This window comes from Streptomyces sp. NRRL S-1022 (genome assembly GCF_000720135.1).
Lineage (GTDB): Bacteria > Actinomycetota > Actinomycetes > Streptomycetales > Streptomycetaceae > Streptomyces.
In genome coordinates, this window is sequence record NZ_JOIU01000004.1 from 253,502 (window position 1) to 270,940 (window position 17,439).

19 protein-coding genes and 1 riboswitch are annotated in these 17,439 nt (G+C 74.5%); of the genes, 10 read left to right on the forward strand and 9 right to left on the reverse strand.

What is annotated here, in order from left to right; all coding sequences use genetic code 11:
• Nucleotides 1–38: 38 nt before the first annotated feature.
• Nucleotides 39–935 carry an endonuclease/exonuclease/phosphatase family protein gene (locus IG05_RS0105910; protein WP_030339802.1) on the forward strand — a complete coding sequence of 299 codons (897 nt, stop codon included), beginning with the start codon at nucleotides 39–41 and terminating at the stop codon, nucleotides 933–935.
• 145 nt (nucleotides 936–1,080) lie between these two features.
• The gene (locus tag IG05_RS0105915; RefSeq protein ID WP_030339803.1) at nucleotides 1,081–2,055 is read left to right on the forward strand and encodes a trypsin-like serine peptidase; all 975 of its coding nucleotides are present in this window, start codon (nucleotides 1,081–1,083) and stop codon (nucleotides 2,053–2,055) included.
• Between the two features lie 2 nt (nucleotides 2,056–2,057).
• Here the strand turns inward: IG05_RS0105915 and IG05_RS0105920 are convergent, their stop codons facing one another.
• Entirely contained in the window at nucleotides 2,058–3,293 is a 1,236-nt protein-coding gene (locus tag IG05_RS0105920) for an epoxide hydrolase family protein (RefSeq protein WP_030339804.1), read from the reverse strand.
• A gap of 208 nt (nucleotides 3,294–3,501) precedes the next feature.
• A complete protein-coding gene (locus IG05_RS0105925; protein ID WP_030339805.1) occupies nucleotides 3,502–4,665 on the reverse strand; it encodes an MFS transporter in 1,164 nt (387 codons plus the stop codon).
• Between the two features lie 232 nt (nucleotides 4,666–4,897).
• On the opposite strand from IG05_RS0105925, the gene IG05_RS0105930 reads away from it, so the two are divergent.
• On the forward strand, nucleotides 4,898–5,479 hold the full coding sequence (locus IG05_RS0105930; RefSeq protein ID WP_030339806.1) for a histidine phosphatase family protein: 582 nt from the start codon (nucleotides 4,898–4,900) through the stop codon (nucleotides 5,477–5,479).
• A 335-nt stretch (nucleotides 5,480–5,814) separates the two neighbouring features.
• Here IG05_RS0105930 and IG05_RS0105935 read toward each other — a convergent pair whose 3' ends face one another.
• Both IG05_RS0105935 and IG05_RS49915 read right to left on the reverse strand, forming a co-directional pair.
• Entirely contained in the window at nucleotides 5,815–6,192 is a 378-nt protein-coding gene (locus IG05_RS0105935; protein ID WP_107051296.1) for a hypothetical protein, read from the reverse strand.
• 60 nt (nucleotides 6,193–6,252) lie between these two features.
• Nucleotides 6,253–6,378: riboswitch (cobalamin riboswitch) on the reverse strand.
• Between the two features lie 55 nt (nucleotides 6,379–6,433).
• Complete coding sequence (locus IG05_RS49915; RefSeq protein WP_267883300.1) at nucleotides 6,434–6,556, reverse strand: hypothetical protein; 123 nt, start codon at nucleotides 6,554–6,556, stop codon at nucleotides 6,434–6,436.
• Nucleotides 6,557–6,777: 221 nt separating this feature from the next.
• On the opposite strand from IG05_RS49915, the gene IG05_RS0105945 reads away from it, so the two are divergent.
• From IG05_RS0105945 to IG05_RS0105960, 4 genes are read left to right on the forward strand one after another with little or no spacing between them, the layout of a single operon-like run.
• Entirely contained in the window at nucleotides 6,778–7,116 is a 339-nt protein-coding gene (locus IG05_RS0105945) for an antibiotic biosynthesis monooxygenase family protein (RefSeq protein WP_030339808.1), read from the forward strand.
• Nucleotides 7,113–8,000 (forward strand): NAD(P)-dependent oxidoreductase, encoded by an 888-nt coding sequence (locus tag IG05_RS0105950; protein WP_030339809.1) that lies wholly within the window; start codon nucleotides 7,113–7,115, stop codon nucleotides 7,998–8,000. Before IG05_RS0105945 ends, IG05_RS0105950 begins: the two co-directional genes overlap by 4 nt.
• On the forward strand, nucleotides 7,997–9,010 hold the full coding sequence (locus IG05_RS0105955) for an amidohydrolase family protein (RefSeq protein WP_030339810.1): 1,014 nt from the start codon (nucleotides 7,997–7,999) through the stop codon (nucleotides 9,008–9,010). The genes IG05_RS0105950 and IG05_RS0105955 overlap by 4 nt, the downstream gene beginning before the upstream one ends.
• On the forward strand, nucleotides 9,007–10,248 hold the full coding sequence (locus tag IG05_RS0105960; RefSeq protein ID WP_030339812.1) for a cytochrome P450 family protein: 1,242 nt from the start codon (nucleotides 9,007–9,009) through the stop codon (nucleotides 10,246–10,248). Before IG05_RS0105955 ends, IG05_RS0105960 begins: the two co-directional genes overlap by 4 nt.
• 148 nt (nucleotides 10,249–10,396) lie before the next feature.
• Here IG05_RS0105960 and IG05_RS0105965 read toward each other — a convergent pair whose 3' ends face one another.
• The gene (locus IG05_RS0105965; protein ID WP_030339813.1) at nucleotides 10,397–10,975 is read right to left on the reverse strand and encodes a helix-turn-helix domain-containing protein; all 579 of its coding nucleotides are present in this window, start codon (nucleotides 10,973–10,975) and stop codon (nucleotides 10,397–10,399) included.
• A 114-nt stretch (nucleotides 10,976–11,089) separates the two neighbouring features.
• Between IG05_RS0105965 and IG05_RS0105970 the strand changes: the two genes are divergently transcribed.
• The 3 genes from IG05_RS0105970 to IG05_RS0105980 are packed head-to-tail and all read left to right on the forward strand — an operon-like array spanning nucleotide 11,090 to nucleotide 13,346.
• Nucleotides 11,090–11,926 carry an EamA family transporter gene (locus IG05_RS0105970; RefSeq protein ID WP_030339814.1) on the forward strand — a complete coding sequence of 279 codons (837 nt, stop codon included), beginning with the start codon at nucleotides 11,090–11,092 and terminating at the stop codon, nucleotides 11,924–11,926.
• 30 nt (nucleotides 11,927–11,956) lie between these two features.
• Nucleotides 11,957–12,604: an FMN-binding negative transcriptional regulator gene (locus IG05_RS0105975; protein WP_030339815.1), complete on the forward strand. Its 648-nt coding sequence runs from the start codon at nucleotides 11,957–11,959 to the stop codon at nucleotides 12,602–12,604.
• 34 nt (nucleotides 12,605–12,638) lie between these two features.
• On the forward strand, nucleotides 12,639–13,346 hold the full coding sequence (locus IG05_RS0105980) for a B3/4 domain-containing protein (RefSeq protein ID WP_030339816.1): 708 nt from the start codon (nucleotides 12,639–12,641) through the stop codon (nucleotides 13,344–13,346).
• Between the two features lie 7 nt (nucleotides 13,347–13,353).
• On the opposite strand, the gene IG05_RS0105985 is transcribed toward IG05_RS0105980, so the two are convergent.
• The 4 genes from IG05_RS0105985 to IG05_RS0106000 form a co-directional block, all read right to left on the reverse strand.
• A complete protein-coding gene (locus IG05_RS0105985; protein WP_199808253.1) occupies nucleotides 13,354–14,379 on the reverse strand; it encodes a DMT family transporter in 1,026 nt (341 codons plus the stop codon).
• The gene (locus IG05_RS0105990; protein ID WP_030339818.1) at nucleotides 14,376–14,966 is read right to left on the reverse strand and encodes a TetR/AcrR family transcriptional regulator; all 591 of its coding nucleotides are present in this window, start codon (nucleotides 14,964–14,966) and stop codon (nucleotides 14,376–14,378) included. Before IG05_RS0105990 ends, IG05_RS0105985 begins: the two co-directional genes overlap by 4 nt.
• A gap of 92 nt (nucleotides 14,967–15,058) precedes the next feature.
• The gene (locus IG05_RS0105995; RefSeq protein WP_030339820.1) at nucleotides 15,059–15,718 is read right to left on the reverse strand and encodes a TMEM175 family protein; all 660 of its coding nucleotides are present in this window, start codon (nucleotides 15,716–15,718) and stop codon (nucleotides 15,059–15,061) included.
• A 508-nt stretch (nucleotides 15,719–16,226) separates the two neighbouring features.
• Complete coding sequence (locus tag IG05_RS0106000) at nucleotides 16,227–17,213, reverse strand: alpha/beta hydrolase fold domain-containing protein (protein WP_030339823.1); 987 nt, start codon at nucleotides 17,211–17,213, stop codon at nucleotides 16,227–16,229.
• Nucleotides 17,214–17,439 lie beyond the last annotated feature (226 nt).

Consider the following 17,439-nt stretch of genomic DNA (forward strand, 5'->3'; position numbering starts at 1 on the left):
CGCCGCCGAACCCGACAGGATCACCGCTGGAGGATGCAGTGGACCGAAAGCCCCGACGCTCCCTTCACCGCGCACCGGCCGCCGCCGTCGCCGCCGTGCTCGCCGTCGCCGCCGCTCTCGGCGTGGCGGCTCCGGGCGCCACCGCGGCGGACCGGACGGACGGCACCGAACCGGGCACCGCACGCGTGCCGTTGCGCGTGGCCACCTACAACATCCATGCCGGAGCGGGTCAGGACGGCGTCTTCGACCTCGACCGCACGGCGGCGGCGATCCGGGACCTCGACGCCGACGTGGTGGGCCTGGAGGAGGTCGACGTGCACTGGGGCACCCGCAGCGACTTCGCCGACGAGGCCCGGGAGTTGGCCGGCCGGCTGCACATGCGGGTCTTCTTCGCGCCGATCTACGACCTCCCTCCCGCCACCCCGGGCGGCGAGCGACGGCAGTACGGCGTGGCGGTGCTGAGCCGTTTTCCGGTGCGCGGCGCCTGGAACCACGAGATCACCCGGCTGTCCACCCAGACGCCGGATCCGGTGCCGGCCCCCGCACCGGGTTTCGCCGAGGTGGCGGTCGGGGTCCGGGGCGTCCGCGTGCACGTGTACGCGACCCACCTCGACTACCGCAAGGACCCCTCGGTGCGGCGGGCCCAGGTCGACGACATGCTGGAGGTCCTGGCCGAGGACCGCGGCCCGAAGGTCCTCCTGGGCGACTTCAACGCCGAACCGGACGCGCCCGAACTGGCGCGGCTGTGGGGGCCGTTGGCCGACGCGGATCCGGACGGGGGCAAGACCTATCCGGCGGCCGGCCCGGTCAGCCGGATCGACCTCGTGACCGTTTCCCCGGACGTGACCGTGACCGGCGCGTACGAGTCCGGGACGACGGCCTCCGACCACCGGCCGGTGGTCGCAGATCTGCTGCTGCGGCGCCGGGGCCGCTGATCGCACCGACGACTTCTTCTTTACGTGCTCCTGACAATTCACGGCTGCCGTGGCACCCTGCCTCACGCACGTCCTTCCGCACCGTTCTTCGTTCGCCCACCCTGCCCGGGCCCGACCGGCCCGGGCACGGCAGAAGGAGACCTGCGTGAGACGCCAACGCACCGCCGCGGGCATTCCGCTGGCCGTCGGAGCCCTGTTCGCCGGCGGCCTCCTCCAGGCCGGAACCGCCGGCGCCGCACCCGCCGGGCCGGCGGCCGCGGCCCACACCGCCCCGGCCGCCGCACAGCACGAGGCCCGCGCCTTCTGGACCGCCGAGCGCATGCGCAGCGCCACTCCCCTCGATCTGCTGCTCACCGAGCAGGCCGCCGGGCACCTCAAGTCCCCTCCGCACACGGGGCGTCCGGTCTCCGTGGCCCCCACCCGCCCCGCACTCGCCTCCTTCCCGCAGGCCGGTGGCCCCTGGACCGGCGGCGGCGCCGTCGTCAGAACCTCGGGGCGGGTCTTCTTCACCTTCCAGGGACGCACCGCCTCCTGTACCGGCGACGCCGTGACCAGCCAGAACGCCAGCACCGTCCTCACGGCCGGGCACTGCGTGAAGTACCAGGGCAGCTGGCACACCAACTGGGTCTTCGTGCCGGGCTACGACAACGGCAACGCACCGTACGGCCAGTGGACCGCGGCCAAGACGCTCACGACCCCGCAATGGGAAGCGAGCGAGGACATCAACTACGACGTCGGAGCCGCGGTCGTCACCCCCCTGAACGGCAGGACCCTCACCTCGGTCGTCGGCGCGCAGGGCGTCCAGTTCAACGGCGGCTACAACAAGCCGATGCACTCCTTCGGTTTCCCCGCGGCGTCGCCGTACGACGGCACCAAGCTCATCTACTGCAGCGGCAACAGCTCGAAGGACTTCCTCTTCTCGCAGGACCACGGCCTCGGGTGCAACATGACGGGCGGCTCCAGCGGCGGCCCCTGGTTCACCGGCTTCGACGAGGCGTCCGGCACCGGTCTGCAGGCCTCCGTGAACAGCTTCGGCTACACGTTCCTGCCGAACCGGATGTTCGGCCCGTACTTCGGTGACGTGGTCAAGGCCCTGTACGACCAGGCCCGGACCTCCTGACTTCAGGGCCTGCGGCCGCGGAAGGTGCGGCGCAGGTCGCCCACCCACGCGTCGGGGTTCTCCCAGGGGATGAAGTGGCCCCCCCGGTCATGGGCGTTGACGTTGACGTGGTGGAACCAGCCGGCCTGCGGGCCGTTCTCGAACGCCTGGACCCGCTCGGCGGCGGTGTGGATGCCGGGCGGGTTCTCGTACGTGACGAAGGTGAGGCCGACCGGAGCCTGTACGACCGGGGTGCGGTCGTGGGCGGGGGTCCAGGGGTAGCGGTTGGCGTTGGCGTAGTAACGCATGGAGGTGGCGATGGAGTTGTTCACCCAGTAGATCGTGGCGTGGGTGAGCAGGTCGTCCTTGGTGAACACGGATTCGAGGTCGCCGCCGTTGTCGCTCCAGTCGTTCCAGCGCTTCAGCAGCCAGGCGAGCAGTCCGGCGGGCGAGTCGCTCAGCCCGTGGGCGAGGGTGGCTCCGTCGAGCATGTGCACGGCGAGGTGGGACGCCCAGCGGTGGTCCATCTCGATGATGCGGGCACGGACATCGGCGGGCTGGTCGTCGGTGAGGGGCCGGTTCCGGGCGAAGTCCCAGGCGCGGGGTCCGGCGAAGAAGTCGAGCGGCAGCCCGGAGCCGATGTGGATGCCGTACAGCTCGTCGGCGTACTTGTGGCCGAGCTGGCTGGTGACGACGCCGCCGATGTCGCAGCCCCCGGCGGCGTACTTCGCGTAGCCCAGCGTCTCGGTCATCAGGGTGTGCCAGAGGTCGGCGACCTTCCAGAAGTTGACGTCCGGGAAGCCGGTGAGCGGGCCGGGGAAGCCGAAGCCGGGCAGGGACGGCACGATGACGTCGAAGGCGTCGGCGGGGTCGCCGCCGGACGCGGCCGGGTCGGCGAGCGGGTCGATCACCTTCGACCAGTGCCAGAACGTCCACGGCCAGCCGTGGGTGAGGATCAACGGGATCGGGCGGGGGCCGCGGCCGGGCTTGCGCATGAAGTGCACCGGGACACCGGCGACGCCGACCTGGTAGTGCTCGTAGACGTTGATGGCGGCCTCGGCCTTGCGCCAGTCGTAGCCGTCCCGCCAGTAGGCGACCAGCTCACGGAGAATGCCGTCCGGGACGCCGTAGGACCCGTCCTCGTTCCCCTCGTCCAGTGGCGGGCGGGTCCGTGCGAGACGGGCGCGCAGGTCGTCGAGGACCTCGTCGGACACGTGGATCGGGGCGGGTTCCAGGGGGAAGGCGTGCGGGGTGGTCATGTCCTGGTTCCTTCCGGGCAGGGCAGGCGATGTCGTCGGACACGTAACCACATGCGCCTGGGCGGCAGTTGTGCACCCTGGCACCCCGACGCCCGGGCCCCGGTCCCCGTCGGCGCGTCCCTGCGCCCGCACGCGCACCCCGGGCGCCGGGGACCCGCCGGGCGCCCGCTCCCTTCGGCGAGGGACGAGCGGGCGGGTCAGGCCCTCGTCATGCGTGGCGGGGACCGGTCACGGCGAGCAGGACGAGGGCGAGGGCCTGGATCACCGCGACCACCGTGATCAGGAGGGGGATCGAGTGGCCGTACAGGGCTCCGGTCAGGGCTCCGCCCGCCAGGCTCGCGGCGCCCACCACCCCGGCGAAGACGCCGTACGCGGTGGCCCGGCGCGGCGAGGGCACGAGGTCCGCGACGGTGGCCCGGAGCGTCGACTCCTGGATGCCCGTGGCCGCGCCCCACACCAGCGATCCCGCCACGGCCGGGCCGACGGTGGGCGTGAAGGCGAGTGCCGGGACGGCGGCGGCCAGCACCGGCAGCACGGCCAGCACCCGCGGGCCGATCCGGTCGTACAGCCAGCCGGTGGCGAGCGCGGCCACCGCGTCCACGGCCATCGCCGCCGCGTACAGCACCGGCACCCAGGGCGCCGCCATCAGGTGCCGTTGGACGAGGTGGTACGACAGGACGCCGAAGGTGGCGAAGCCGGTGGTGGTGGCCGCGGTGAACGCCGCGTAGGTCCAGAACGCGGCGGGCAGCCGGCCGTCCGGCGGCGGCGCCCCGGCCGGCCCGGGTGCCTGCCGTTCGTACGCCTCCGGGTCCGGGACCCGTGCCCGGAGCCAGAACAGCAGGCCCAGCACCGCCGCGCCGGGCGCGGCGAGGACGCCGAGCGCGGGGCCGTAGGCATCACCGGTGAGCGCGAGGACGCCCGCCACGGTCAGGGGGCCGGCCAGGGCGCCCACCTGGTCCATCGCCTCGTGGACGGCGAAGCCCCGGCCGCGTCCGGTGAGGGCGGTGGCGTGCGAGAGCAGGGTATCCTTCGCCGGGGAACGCACCGCCTTGCCGACCCGTTCGGCGACGACCAGGGCGCAGGCCGCCCACAGGACGCCGACCACGCCCAGCGGCGGCACGGAGAGCACGGTCAGGGCGTACCCGGCGATCGACAGGCCCCAGAAGCGGCGCGTGCGGTCGGCCAGCGGGCCGGACACCAGGCGCAGTCCCAGTGCCGCCGCCTCACCGGCGCCGGTGACCACACCGACGACCAGGGCGGAGGCGCCGAGGGACGCCAGCAGGGGGCCGGTGACGGAGCGGGCCCCCTCGTACACGAAGTCGGCGAGCAGGCTGACCACGCCGAACCACACCACGAACCGCCAGGGCCTCATCCCGCCCGGCCCCGGCCCTCCGGTTCCCGCTGCTCTCCCGCTCACGGCACCTCCGCAGCCCCCATGCCGAAGCATGCCGCACATCGGGGCGGCACCGGGCCCGGAGGGTGCTCCTCACCCGGTGCTAAGTTCGCGAGGGCGCGGTGCGCGGCCGGCGCCGGTGTCCGCGGGCGCCCCGCCCGGCCGGGCCCGCATCCAGGACACCAGGACACCAGTGACAGGAGCGACTGTTGTGACCAGCCGGGTCCTTCTCGTCTCGCCCGCGACGAGCGTGTCGCTGCGGCAGGCCCGCTTCGACGACGGCGGCTCCCTCGACGACAGCGGTGCGCGGCGGGCCCGTTCGGCGGCCGGGTCGCTGCCGGCCGCGGCGCGGGTGCTGGTCTCCCCCGGCGCGCGCTGCCGTGAGACGGCCGCGGCACTGGGCCTGGACGGCGTGCCGGCAGCGGACCTGGCCGGCCTGGACGTGGGCCGCTGGCGGGGACGCACCCTGGAGGAGGTGGGGGCCGCCGAGCCGGAGGCGGTGGGCCGCTGGCTCACCGATCCCGCCTGCGCGCCGCACGGCGGCGAGTCGGTCCGGGACCTGTGCGGCCGGATCGCGCGCTGGCTGGCCGACGCGCGATCCGCGGCGGGCCGTACGCTCGCCGTGGTCGAGCCGGAGGTGGTGCGCGCCGCGGTCGTGGAGGCGCTGGACCTGCCTGCCGCGCTGTTCTGGCGGCTCGACGTGCCACCGCTCACCATGACCGAACTCACCGGCCGCACCGGCCGGTGGAACCTGCGCCTGGGCCGCCCGCTGACGGCACCGGAGGCGGACTAGGGCCGGCCGGCCCGCGCCGCGCGACCTGCGTCTGCGGCTGCGCTCCGGGTCGGGTGGGAGTCGCTCGGACGTCGGAGGGCCCCCGGACGGTTCCCGAGGGGCCTCCGACGGCCCCGGGTCTGACGCACGGGCGCCCTCGCGGGGCCCGCACACAGTGGCGCGACCGTGCCGGATTCACACCGGGTTCCGTCATGCCGTCGTCGGTGTCGGACCGACCGTACCGCGGGACCGGCGCCCCGCCAGGACCGCCTCCGACCAGCGTGGTCTTCCTCTCGTGCCGGGTGGGCGGCGGTGTGCCCGGTGGGCCGGCGGGGGCGCGATCCGGCCGGCCCCGGTCAGGGCCGCGTGCGCCGGCGCGGTGGGGTGAAGGCGTACAGGTCGAGGATGTCCGGCCGGGGGGCCACGCCCGGGCCGCCGGCCCGTACCCAGGTGACGATGTCCTCGGTCGCCCCGGGGTCGTTGACCAGCCCGAGCCAGACCGGCCGCGCGCCGGCGGCCCGGCCTGCGGTGGAGGGCTGCACGACGATGACGTTCGCCTGGTCGCACACGTCGAGGCAGTCGGAGACGCGCACGGGCACCTCCGCCCGCAACCGCGCGGTCTGCGCCGCGTGGTCACCCGTCACCTTGGGGCTGCCGCAGCAGCAGTCCCGGCACACCACGACCCGGCAGGGCACCGTTCCGTCCGCTGTCTGTTCCGTCCGTCTCCCGGGCATACCGCGCCGCTCCCCTCCCGGGGAGATCCGCCCCGGTGTCGTGTGAGGAGGCGACCGCGTGAGTCTCCTGGCTCCCGGTGAGCGAGTCCCGGCCGGCCTTCCCACCCCGCTCGGGGGCGGTGGCCTGCCGGGGCTCGCTCACCGGTCACAGTGGCGGGACCGCGCCGGATTCGCACCGGCTTCCTCGGACCGCCGTCGCCTTGTGTCGCCGGCCATCATGTCATCCAGGGGTGCCGACCCGTCACCCGGCCGCCGTACGGGACTTGGCCGCCTGGTGACGACGGGCCACGTCCTGCCAGGTGGCGTCGCCCCGGGGGTCGTTGACCCGCGCCACGATCAGGCGCCCGCTCAGCGGCTCGTACACCGGGCCGCCCCGGCCCGGACGCCGATCACCGGCGCGCGCCGAGTCGCCCCCTGGTCCTGGGACCGGATTCACGCACACCGGGCCTCAGTCACCCGAAATGACTAATGACGGAGCGTGTATCCCTTGTCCCCACTGGGTCGTCCCCCGTTCGGAGTTGCAGCCGTCCGAGGGACATGAGTCCGTTGGTGTCGTGTCCGTCCGACTCTCACACAGGAGGAGACATGGGCGCCAACGACAACGGCCGATCGGCCGGCAAGCTGAGCGTGGTTTTCGCGGTCCGCGTGATCGAGGGCGGCGAACAGGGATTCCTGGATCTGTACGAGCAGCTCCGGAAGTCCGTGTCCAGCACCCCCGGACACATCGTGGAGCGGCTCGGCGAACCCGTCGACGACTCCCGCCAGTGGGTGATCACCAGCGAATGGCGCAGCGCCGAGGACTTCTTCGCCTGGCAGCAGAGCGAGGAGCACCAGGAGCTGGTGGCCCCGCTGCGCGAGTTCGTCGACCAGCGGCAGTCGATGCGGTTCCGGGTGGTCAAGGAGACCAAGGGGGTGTCGGCATGACGCCCCCCGTGCGCGGCTCCGTCGCCGTACTCGGTCTCGGCACGATGGGCGCCGGCCTGGCCGGCCGCCTTCTCGACCAGGGGATACAGGTCCGGGTCTGGAACCGTACCCCGGAGCGCACCGCCCCGCTCGCCCGCGCGGGCGCCTACGCCGCCGCCAGCCCCGCCGACGCCGTCGCGGGCACCAGCGCCGCCCTCTGTGTCGTGGCCGACGGCCAGGCCCTCGGCGCGGTGCTGCACGGGCCGGGCGGCGTGCTGGCCGAGGGCCCGTACCCCGGTGTGCTGATCTGCGCCAGCACCGTCGCCCCCGACGAGGTCGTGCAGATCACCGGCGAGATCGCGGCGGTCCTCGACGTCGGCATGCTAGGCAACCGCGACCACGCCCGCGACGGAGAGCTGCGGCTGTTCGCCGGCGGCGAGCAGCGGGCGTTCGAGACCGCCCGCCCGCTGCTGGAGACGCTGGGCAAGGAAGTGGTCCATCTGGGCGCACTCGGGTCCGGCATGCGGATGAAACTGCTCCTCAACCTGCTGATGGGCATAGAGGTGCAGGCCCTGGCCGAGGCCACCGAACTGGCGGAGGCCTGTGGCCTCGACCGGCAGCTGGTCCTCAAGACCATCGCGGGCAGCGGCTTCGCCTCGCCGGTGATGGCGTTCAAGTCGCGGCGCCTGGCCTCCGGCCGCTTCGAGGAGCCGGACTTCCGGCTGCGGCTGATGGCGAAAGACCTCATGCTCGCTTCCAAGCAGGCAGCAGCAGTCGGCCTGAGCCTGCCGCTGGCGACCGCCGCGGCGGAGACCCACGTCCGCGCCACCGAGCAGGGACTGGGCGACCAGGACTGTGCCGCGGTCACCCGCGCACTCGCACCGAAACCGGAAACCGACACGTGATCATCGACATCCACGGGCACCTGTCCCCACCGGAAGCGGCGAAGCGCTTCCCCATGCCCCCCAGCCTGACCGACGTCGACGGCATGCTCGCCGCTCGCGCCGCGGCCGGCATCGACCTGACCGTCATCGGCAGTCCCGTCGGGGCCGGTGCGATGGCCCGGGTCCCGGGCGTCGACAACTACGCCCAGCCACGCGACCGGCTGCGCGCATTCCACGCCTGGATGTCGGGGCTGATCCGGAAGTTCCCGGACCAGTTGCGCGGGTACGTCTACGCCAACCCGTTCGGCGACGACGACCACCTCGAAGGCGTGCGGGAGACCCTGGCGGACCCGGCCTTCGTCGGCCTGATCACCACGTCCAGCGTGCACGGGGAACTGCTCGGCTCGCCGCGCGCCGACTCCTTCTTCGCGCTGGCCGCGGAGGCGGGGGTGCCGGTGCTGGTGCACGCCCCGGCCGAACCGGTCGGCACGGAGCGGGTCGAGGAGACCGGCTTCGTGGAGCAGATCGGCCGCTTCGGCGACGTCACCCTGGGCATGGCCGCGATCGCGTTCGCGGGATGGCTGGACAAGTACCCCGGTCTGCGGCTGATCGGCGCCACCGGCGGCGGCGCGCTGGCGCTGCTGCCGGAGCGCCTGCAGACCGCGGCGCGCCCCCGGCACTGGGCCGGGGGCGCGCCGCCCGCCGGCCGGCCGGGGGCGGCCTCCGCTTCCCCGGCGGAGCGGCCCGCACCCCGGCAGGACCCGGCGGCCCCGCGGCCCTCGGCCGACCCGGCCGCGGCACTGCGGCGGATGTACGTCGACACCAGCCCGTTCAGTGCGGCGCACCTGAGCCTGAACGCCGACGTGCTGGGCCCCGAACGGATGTTGTTCGGCACCGACTCACCGCCGATGGCGGCGCCGCTGGAGGACTTCATCCACCTGATCGAGAAGCTGCCGGTCGACGCGGCCGCCCAGCAGCGCATCCTCGGCGGCAACGCCCAAGCCCTCTTCGACCTCAGGAGTCGTCCGTGACCAGCACGCAAGAGGCCGTCACCGCGGCCGAGCGGTGCACCCCGGAGTTCCGGCGCGATCCGCACGCGTTCTACGCCCATCTGCGCACCGCGGCACCCGTCTGCCCCATGAGACCGCCGCACGGCAACGACACGTACCTGATCACCCGGTACGACGACGCCCGGGCCGCCCTGGCGGACCCGCGGCTGAGCAAGGACATGTACGGGGCGATGGACGCCTACCGGAGGATCTTCGGTGACTCGTCCGTCGCGCTGGACGACAACATGCTGAACTCCGACGCGCCGAAGCACACGCGGCTGCGCCGGCTGGTGAACTCCGCGTTCACGCCCCGGCGCGTGGAGGCGCTGCGGTCGCGGATCGAGGAGATCGTGCAGGGTCTGCTCGACGCGTGCCCGACCCGGGAACGCTTCGACCTGCTGCCCCGGTTCGCCTTCCCGCTGCCGATCATCGTGATCTGCGACCTGCTCGGCGTACCGCCCGAGGACCGGTCGCGGATGCAGCACCTGTCCACCACGGTGGCGCAGACCGGGTTCGGCGAGGAGGCCAAGCGGGCCCAGCAGCAGGCCGAGGAGGATCTGCACGCGTACTTCACCGAGCTCATCACCGCCAAGCGGGACCGTCCGGGCGACGATCTGCTGAGCGCGCTCATCGCGGTCCGGGACAACGACGACGGGCTCACCGAGAGCGAGTTGGTCTCCACGGCGTTCCTGCTGATGTTCGCCGGTCACAAGACGACCGCGTACCTCATCGGCAACGCCGTCCACCACCTGCTGTCACATCCCGCGCAGCTGCGTGCCGTACGGGAGGACCCGGAGCTGATCCGCGCGGCGGTGGAGGAACTGGTGCGCTACGACGGCTCGGTGGAGAGCGCCACGTTCCGCTACGCCACCGAGGACGTGGAGTACGGCGGGACCCTGATCCCCAAGGGCGCCCTGGTCCAGATCGCCATCAGTTCGGCCAACCGCGATCCGCTGAAGTTCGACCGCCCCGACGAGCTGGACGTGCAGCGGCCGGGCAACGCGCAGGACGCCCACCTCGGTTTCGGGCACGGCGGCCACTACTGCCTGGGCGCCCCGCTGGCCCGGATGGAGACGCAGCTGGCCCTCACCCGGCTGTTCGACCGGTTCCCCGGCATGGCCCTGGCCGACCCCGCCGCCGGGCCACGGTGGCTGGAGGTGCCCTTCCCGGCCTTCCGCGGCCTCGCCGAGCTGCCGGTCGTCCTCGGCCCCGCCCGCTGAGCGGCCTCGGCCGCCCGCACCGCGCCGCCCCGCTGCCACCGGCCGGGCGGCGCCGCCGCGTGCGAGCGGGCGCCGGGACGGGCGTCCCCTCCGGCGGGGCTTCAGCGGGTCCGCACCGGTCGGGCGGGCGGTCGGCGGACGGCCGTCCTCACGCTGCCGGGCCGGGCGGCAGCTGGACCGTCATGATCAGGTGGCAGGTCCCGGTGCCCGAGCCGCGGTAGGTGTGCGGGGCGTCGGCCTCGAAGGTGGCGGTCTGGCCGGCCTCCACGGTGTGCTCGGTGCCGTCGACGACCAGGGTCATCCGTCCCTCCGTGACGCTGACGGTCTCCACGACCCCCGACTGGTGGGGGTGGCTGGGGTACTCCTCCCCCGGCTCCAGCCGCCAGCGCCAGACCTCGACGGGGGCCGGCCCCGTGGTGGTCAGCATGAGCCGGGCCTCGCTGCCGCGCGCGCCGGTCCACAGGGGTGCCACGGCGTCGGCGGCGACCACCCGGACGCGGTCCTCGGCCGGCCCCTCCATCAGCGCGGACACCGAGACCCCGAGGGTGTCGGCCAGCCGGACCAGGGTCGCGAAGTTGGGATTGCCCTGGGCCTTCTCCAGTCCGACCAGGGCGCCCTTGCTGACCTGGGCACGCCGGCCGAGCTCGTCCAGGGAGAGGCCGGCGCGGGTGCGGGCCGTCCGGACGTTGCGCGCGAGCGCCTGAAGGGCTGCGGCCGTCTCGGCCATCCGATCACATCCTCGCGAGGGACCACCACAATGTACCGCGCGGTCGTTCGATTGACACCGGGTGGTCGTTTCGTTGTACGGTTCGGTCGTTCCGATGATTGTAAGGGATGTACCGTGATCGCTCTGCTGCTGGCTCTGGGCAGCTCCCTCGCCTACGGATGCGCCGACTTCCTCGGCGGCCTCGGCGCCCGCAAGGCCCATGTGCTGCGGACGGTGATGGTCGCGGCTCCGGCCTCGCTCGCGGTCGAGCTGCTGCTGTGGCCGTTCCTCGGTGCCACGTTCGACGCGGGCGCACTCGGCTGGGGCGCGGCGTCCGGGGTCGCCTCGGCCGCCGCGTTCGCCCTGCTCTACCGCACCCTGGCGATCGGCCCGATGAACGTGCTGTCCCCCGTGACCGCCCTGGTGTCCGCGGCGCTGCCCGTCGCGGTGGGCCTGGTGCAGGGCGAGCACCTGACCGCCGCCGGGCTGGTCGGTCTGCCGCTCGCGCTAGTGGCGGTGGTGCTGGTCAGCGCCGGCCACGGCGCGGGAGCGGCGCGCCCTTCGAGCACCGCGCTGCTGCTGGCCCTCGGCGCCGGCGCCGCCATCGCCCTCCAGCTGGTCTTCCTGCACCAGGCGCCGTCCGGCAGCGGGGTGGCCCCGCTGATCACCGGCCGGGCGGTCTCCTCGGCCGTCACCCTGGCCGCGGCGGGGCTGCTGCACCGCAGGCTGGGCACCGAGCGGCCCGCCTACGCGCTGTCCGCCACCGCGGGCGTGCTGGACTCCGTGGCGAACCTGCTGTTCCTGCTCGCCGCCCGCAGCGGAGACCTCACGGTCGTCGCCGTGGTCACCGCCCTCTATCCGGCCGGCACCGTCCTGCTCGCCCGCGGGGTGCTCGCCGAACGCGTCCACCGCGGTCAGCTCGTCGGTCTGGGCACGGCCGCCGTCGCCGTCGGCCTCCTCGCCCTGACCTGAGCGCAGGGCACACCCGCAAGGAGAAACCGCATGTTCATCCACCCCTGGGACGCCGGCCTGGACGAGGCCGAATGGCGGTCCTGGCTCGCCGAGGGCCACGACTTCGGCATCCTGAGCGTCAACGGCCCGCCCGGCCGGGCACCCCTCGCCGTCCCCACCCACTTCACCGTCGACGGCGGCCACCTCCTGATCCACTTCGCCCGGCCCAACCCGGTCTGGGAGGCGATCGAGCAGGACCCGGACGTCACCTTCACCGTCTTCGGCGACTACGCCTTCGTCCCCGGGCCGTGGCGCGCCCCGGCCGGCACCCCGCCCACCGACGGCGTCCCCACCAGCTACTACACGGCCGTGCAGTTCACCTGCCGGGCCCACATCGTCGACGATCCCGAGGCCAAGGCCGCGCTGCTGCGCCGTCAGCTCGCCCACTTCCAGCCGGACGGCGACCACGCGCCCGTCGCCGCCGGCCGGCCGCCGTACGGCCGGATGCTGCCCGGCATCCGCGGCCTGCGCCTCGACGTCACCGACGTACGCGCCAAGTTCAAGTACGACGACCACAAACCCGTCGAGCACCGCACCGCCGTCGCCGAGCACCTCACCGCGCGGGGCCAGGGCCTCGACCTGTCCACGGCCCGCCGGCAGCGCCGCCGCCTGGACCGCATCGGCCCCTGGAAGCCCTGACCCCGCCCCGCCCGCAGGAAACGGAACACCACCCATGCCCGCCTTCCGCATCGCCCCCGCCGTCGCCGACGCCTTCCCCGGCACCCTCATCGCCCTGGTCACCGCCACCGGACTGCGCGGCCACGAGCCCTGGCCGCACACCGCCGCCGCGCTGGCGGAACTGGAACAGCAACAGGCCGACGGCACCTGGCAGCCCGCCGACGAGACCGACCCCCGCATCGATGCCTGGCACACCGCCTACCGCGCCTTCGGCACCAACCCGCGCCGCGTCCGCCCCAGCGTCGACGCCCTCGGGCGCCGCCTCGCCAAGAAGGGCTCGCTGCCCCGCATCAACCCGGCCGTCGACTCGTACAACGCCGTCTCCGTACGGCACGGCCTGCCCGCCGGCGCCTTCGACCTGGACCGGGTCAGCGGTGACGTCGACATCCGGTACGCGGACGGCACCGAGTCCTTCACCCCGCTCGGCGAACCCGGCACCGTCGAGCACCCCAGGCCCGGCGAGATCATCTACGCGGACGCCGCCGGCGTCCTGACCCGGCACTGGAACCACCGGGACGCCCACCGCACCCGGGTCACCGCGGACTCCGCCCGGGTGGCCTTCGTCCTGGAGACCCTGCACGCCGACCGCGACGCCGGTCTGCTGAAGGCCGCCGCGGAAGAGCTGCAGGGGCTGCTCGCCCCGCACGCCGCACGGACCGCGGTCCATCACCTCGACCCGGCCCAGCCCCGGGTGGCCGTCTGAGGCGTCCTCAGCCGCCGTCCGCGTCCGCACCCGGCGGCAGCACCCCGGCCGGGTGCGCCGTACCGCGCGCCCCGCCACCCGGGACCGGCCCGCCGGACCGCCGCCGGCGGCGGGCGGCCGGTGCCGGGGTGGTGAGGACGGCGAGGCCGGCGATGACGAGGACGATGCCCGCCCAGCCGGCCGCGGGCAGGCGTTCGCCGACGACGAGGACGGCGAGGACGGCCGCGACGGCCGGTTCGAGCAGCGACAGGGTGGTGGCCGTACTGGCGGGCACGCGCGCGAGCCCCCGGCCGAACAGGACGTACCCGGCGAACATGGGGACCACCGCCATGTAGGTGCCGACGGCCGCGTTGGACCAGGAACCGAGGAGCGGGGCGCCGGTGGCCGACAGGACGGGCAGCAGGAGCAGTCCGCCGAGCCCGAAGACGGCGCCCATCGCCGCGCGCGAGGGGAGCCCGCCGCTGATGAGCCGGTGCGCGGCCCAGGAGTAGAGGGCGTAGGTCACCGCGGCGACCAGGCCGAGGCCCACGCCGAGCAGCGTGCCGCCCGCGGACGCCGGTCCCGCGCCGCCGGCGGAGCGGCCGGCCTCGGCGACGCACAGCAGGACGGTGCCCAGCAGGCCGAGGGCGGCGGCGCCCGTCCAGCGGCGCGTGAGCCGGCGGCGGTCCACGACGCGTTCGATCAGGGCCGAGGCGAGCGGGGCGGTGCCGATCGACACCACGGTGCCCACGGCGACTCCGGCCAGACGCATGGAGCTGTAGAACGCCAGGGGGTAGACGGCCACCGAGGCGGCGCCGAGCAGGACCGTGCCGCGCCGCGCGCGCAGGCCGGGTGCGTGCCGGGCGAGCGGCGCGGCGGCGGCGAGGGCCTGGAGCAGCCCGCCCAGGCCCATGGCGACGGCACCGACGGCGAGCGGGCCCACCTCCGGGGCGAAGGTGGCGGCCGTACCCGTCGTGCCCCACAGGACGGAGGCGGCCAGGACGCACAGGGCGCCGGTTCCGGCGGACCGGCCGTGCCCGGCGGGCCGCTTCACAGACGGTCCAGCAGGTCCGCCGCCAGGGAGCGGGCGTGCCGGAGGCGGTCGCCGTCGCCTTCCAGACCGGCACGGGCCATCGCGCCCTCCAGGAGGAAGGCGAGGTGCTCGGCCGTCGCACGCACCTCGTCGGGACGGCCGGGCAGCAGTTCGCGCACGTGGCCGGCGATCAGCCGCTCGACCTCCTCCTTGTGGGCGCGCACCACCGCCCGGCCCGCGTCCCCGGCGGGGAGTTCGGCGGCGGCGTTCAGCAGGCCGCAGCCGCGGAAGCCGTGCTCGTAGGCGAACGCCGCGTGGTCGGCGTAGGCGTCGAAGACCGCGAGGACGCCGTCGCGCGGGCCGCGGGCCTGCTCCAGCCGGGCCCGGTACAGCCCGAGCCACTCCTCGTGCCGGGCGTCGAGGTAGGCCCTGACCAGGTCGGCCTTGGAGGCGAAGTTGTTGTAGAGGCTCATCTTCGCGACGCCGGCCTCCGCGGTGATGGTGTCGATGCCGGTCGCCGCCACGCCGTCGGCGTAGAAACGGCGGGCCGCGGCCGCCAGCAGCCGCTCCCGGGCCGGCCGCCGCCGGCCGCTCTCCGCGGTGGTCACACCGGTCTCCTCGTCGCCGTGAAACTAGGTAGGTAGGTCTACCTAGTGTACGGGACGGAAGCCGCCGGTGTCAGCGGGAGCGTGCCGCGCTCTCAGGCGGGGGCGCCGTCCCGTCCTCCGGGGAGGCCCTCGCTGGTGAGGAAGTAGAAGACCGGAAGCGCGACGAAGACGGCGACCGCCCACAGGGGCGCGGCGAGCACGCCGAGCAGCCCGGCCCCGCCGTACGCGAGGGCACCGGCCCAGGAGCGCAGCCGCCCGTGCCGGACGTACGCGGGTTCCACGCCCGGTGCCAGCAGTTCGGGCCGGCGGGCGAGCTGCTGGTAGAAGGCCACCCAGCTCAGGCACATCGCGGCGGCCAGCCCGGCGTAGAGCGCGACGGCGACCCGTGCGTCGGAGCCCGCGGGGTCCGCCTGGAGGGCGTCGGCGACCACCGCGGTGGGGAAGGAGAGCGCCGCCGTGGTGAACAGCAGCAGCAGATTGGCGGCGTGCAGCCCGCGGTCCATGACGCGGACCCGTACGAAGGCCTGGTGGTGGTTGAGCCAGATCACCGACACGTAGCCGAAGGAGGCCAGGTAGCCGAGGTAGGAGGGCCACTGGGCGAGCAGGGCGTGGCCGAGGCCGCCCGGCCGGTGCGGCGGGTCGGCGAGGCCGAGGGCCAGCAGCGTGACGGCGATGGCCAGCACGCCGTCGCTGAAGGCTTCCGCGCGGCCGGTGTCGGAGCGGGAGAAACCGCGAAGGCGGGTACGGGACACGCTGGCTCCTGATCTGCTGGTCGGTTCGCCGGGCACCGCTGCCCGCACCGTGGGCGGTCCGCCTCGCCGGTGGGGCCGGGCAGGTCGGCGCGCCGAGCGCGTGCGGGGCACCGTGCCCGGGGCAGCCGCCGGCACGTACGAGACCCTAAGGGCGGGTGGCCGGGGTGGCTTGACCGTGCGTGCACCGGTTGTGGTCCGTCCGCGCTCACCGGCCGCCGGCCCGTTCCGGTGCGCCGTATCGTCGACCGCGACGGCCGGGCACCCGACTTCGGGGAGGGTGTGCCGGGGGGTGTGTGCTACTGCCCGGTCTCCCCGCCGTGGCGCCACGTGACCGGGTCGACGCGTTCCACCACGCGTTGACGGACTCGCCGGTGCCCGACGACGTGGTCCACGAGCAGCCCGCCTCAGGGTGCACGCCCGCATGGGGATGGCGCGGGTGGACGGGCTGCGCCCACGCTCTGATGCCGGCTCGTCCGCGCGAGGTGTGGCGCGATCCGGACCCGGCGGGTCAGACGGCGTGCAGGGCGGTGTGCAGGGTGTCCGTCACCTGGATGCGCGCCGCCCTGGACGCGTCCGTGCCGCGGAGCAGGTCGAACAGCGGGAAGCCGTGGATGGTCCCGTGGTAGCGGAGGGAGACGACGGGGACGTCCGCCGCCCTCAGGTGCGCCGCGTACGCCTCGCCCTCGTCGCGGAGCACGTCCGCCTCCGCGGTGAGGACGAGCGCCGGTGGCAGCCCCCGCAGGTCCCGGGTGGCCACGCGCAGTGGGGAGACGGTGTCGTGCGTGCGGATCCGGGGGTCCGGCGCGTCCCGCTGCCAGTAGTCGCGCATGGCGGCGCGGGTCAGGAAGTAGCCTTCGGCGAACCGGTGGTACGACGGGGTGTCCATGGCCGCGTCGGTCACCGGGCAGATCAGCACCTGGTGGCGGAAGCCGGGACCACCGCGCCGCCGCGCGGCCAGCAGGGTGAGCGCGGCGGCGTGCTGGGCGCCCGCGCTGGCCCCGACGACGGCCATCCTGCTCCCGTCCAGCCGGCATCCCGCCCCGTGCCGGGCGATCCACCCGGCCACGGCGTACGCCCGCTCGACGGCCGCCGGGTGGCGGACGTCGTCCGGGGCGTCGTACTCCGGGACGACCACGGCGGCGTCCGCTCCGAGGACGAGGTCCGTGACCAGGTGCCGGTGCGCGTACGCGTCGGTCAGCATCCAGCCCAGCCCGTGCAGGTACAGCACGACCGGCAGGGCCTCGTCGCTGCCGACGGGGCGCAGGACGCGCACCCGGATCCGGCCGCCGTCGTGTCCCGGCAGCGCGAGCCACTCCTCCTCGACGTCCGGCTCGGTACCGGCGTGCCCGGTCCACAGGGACGCCATCCGCGCCCTGGCGGCCACCGCGTCCGCGTCCGTGTCCGACGGCGCGGGCAGTTCCTGCGCCTCGGCGAAGGCGCGTGCGGGCCGCTCCAGGACAGGCTCGGCCTCGGGGGCCGGAACGTCGTCTTGCACGAGAACTCCTGCGCGGGTTCGCGGGCCGTCCGGACGAGGGGCCGTCGGAGTGGGCCACCGGCCCTCCCCCGCGGCCGGGCAGGCAGGCACTCGGCGCCGGAGGCGGCTCCGCCGGCACGGTGGTCCAGCCTAGGTGTATTGATCACGAGCGTTGTTAACAGGGCCGGGGTCTTGATCATGGCGAAGACCTCCGGTGTGGTGGAGGTGTCTAAGCTGCACCGCACAC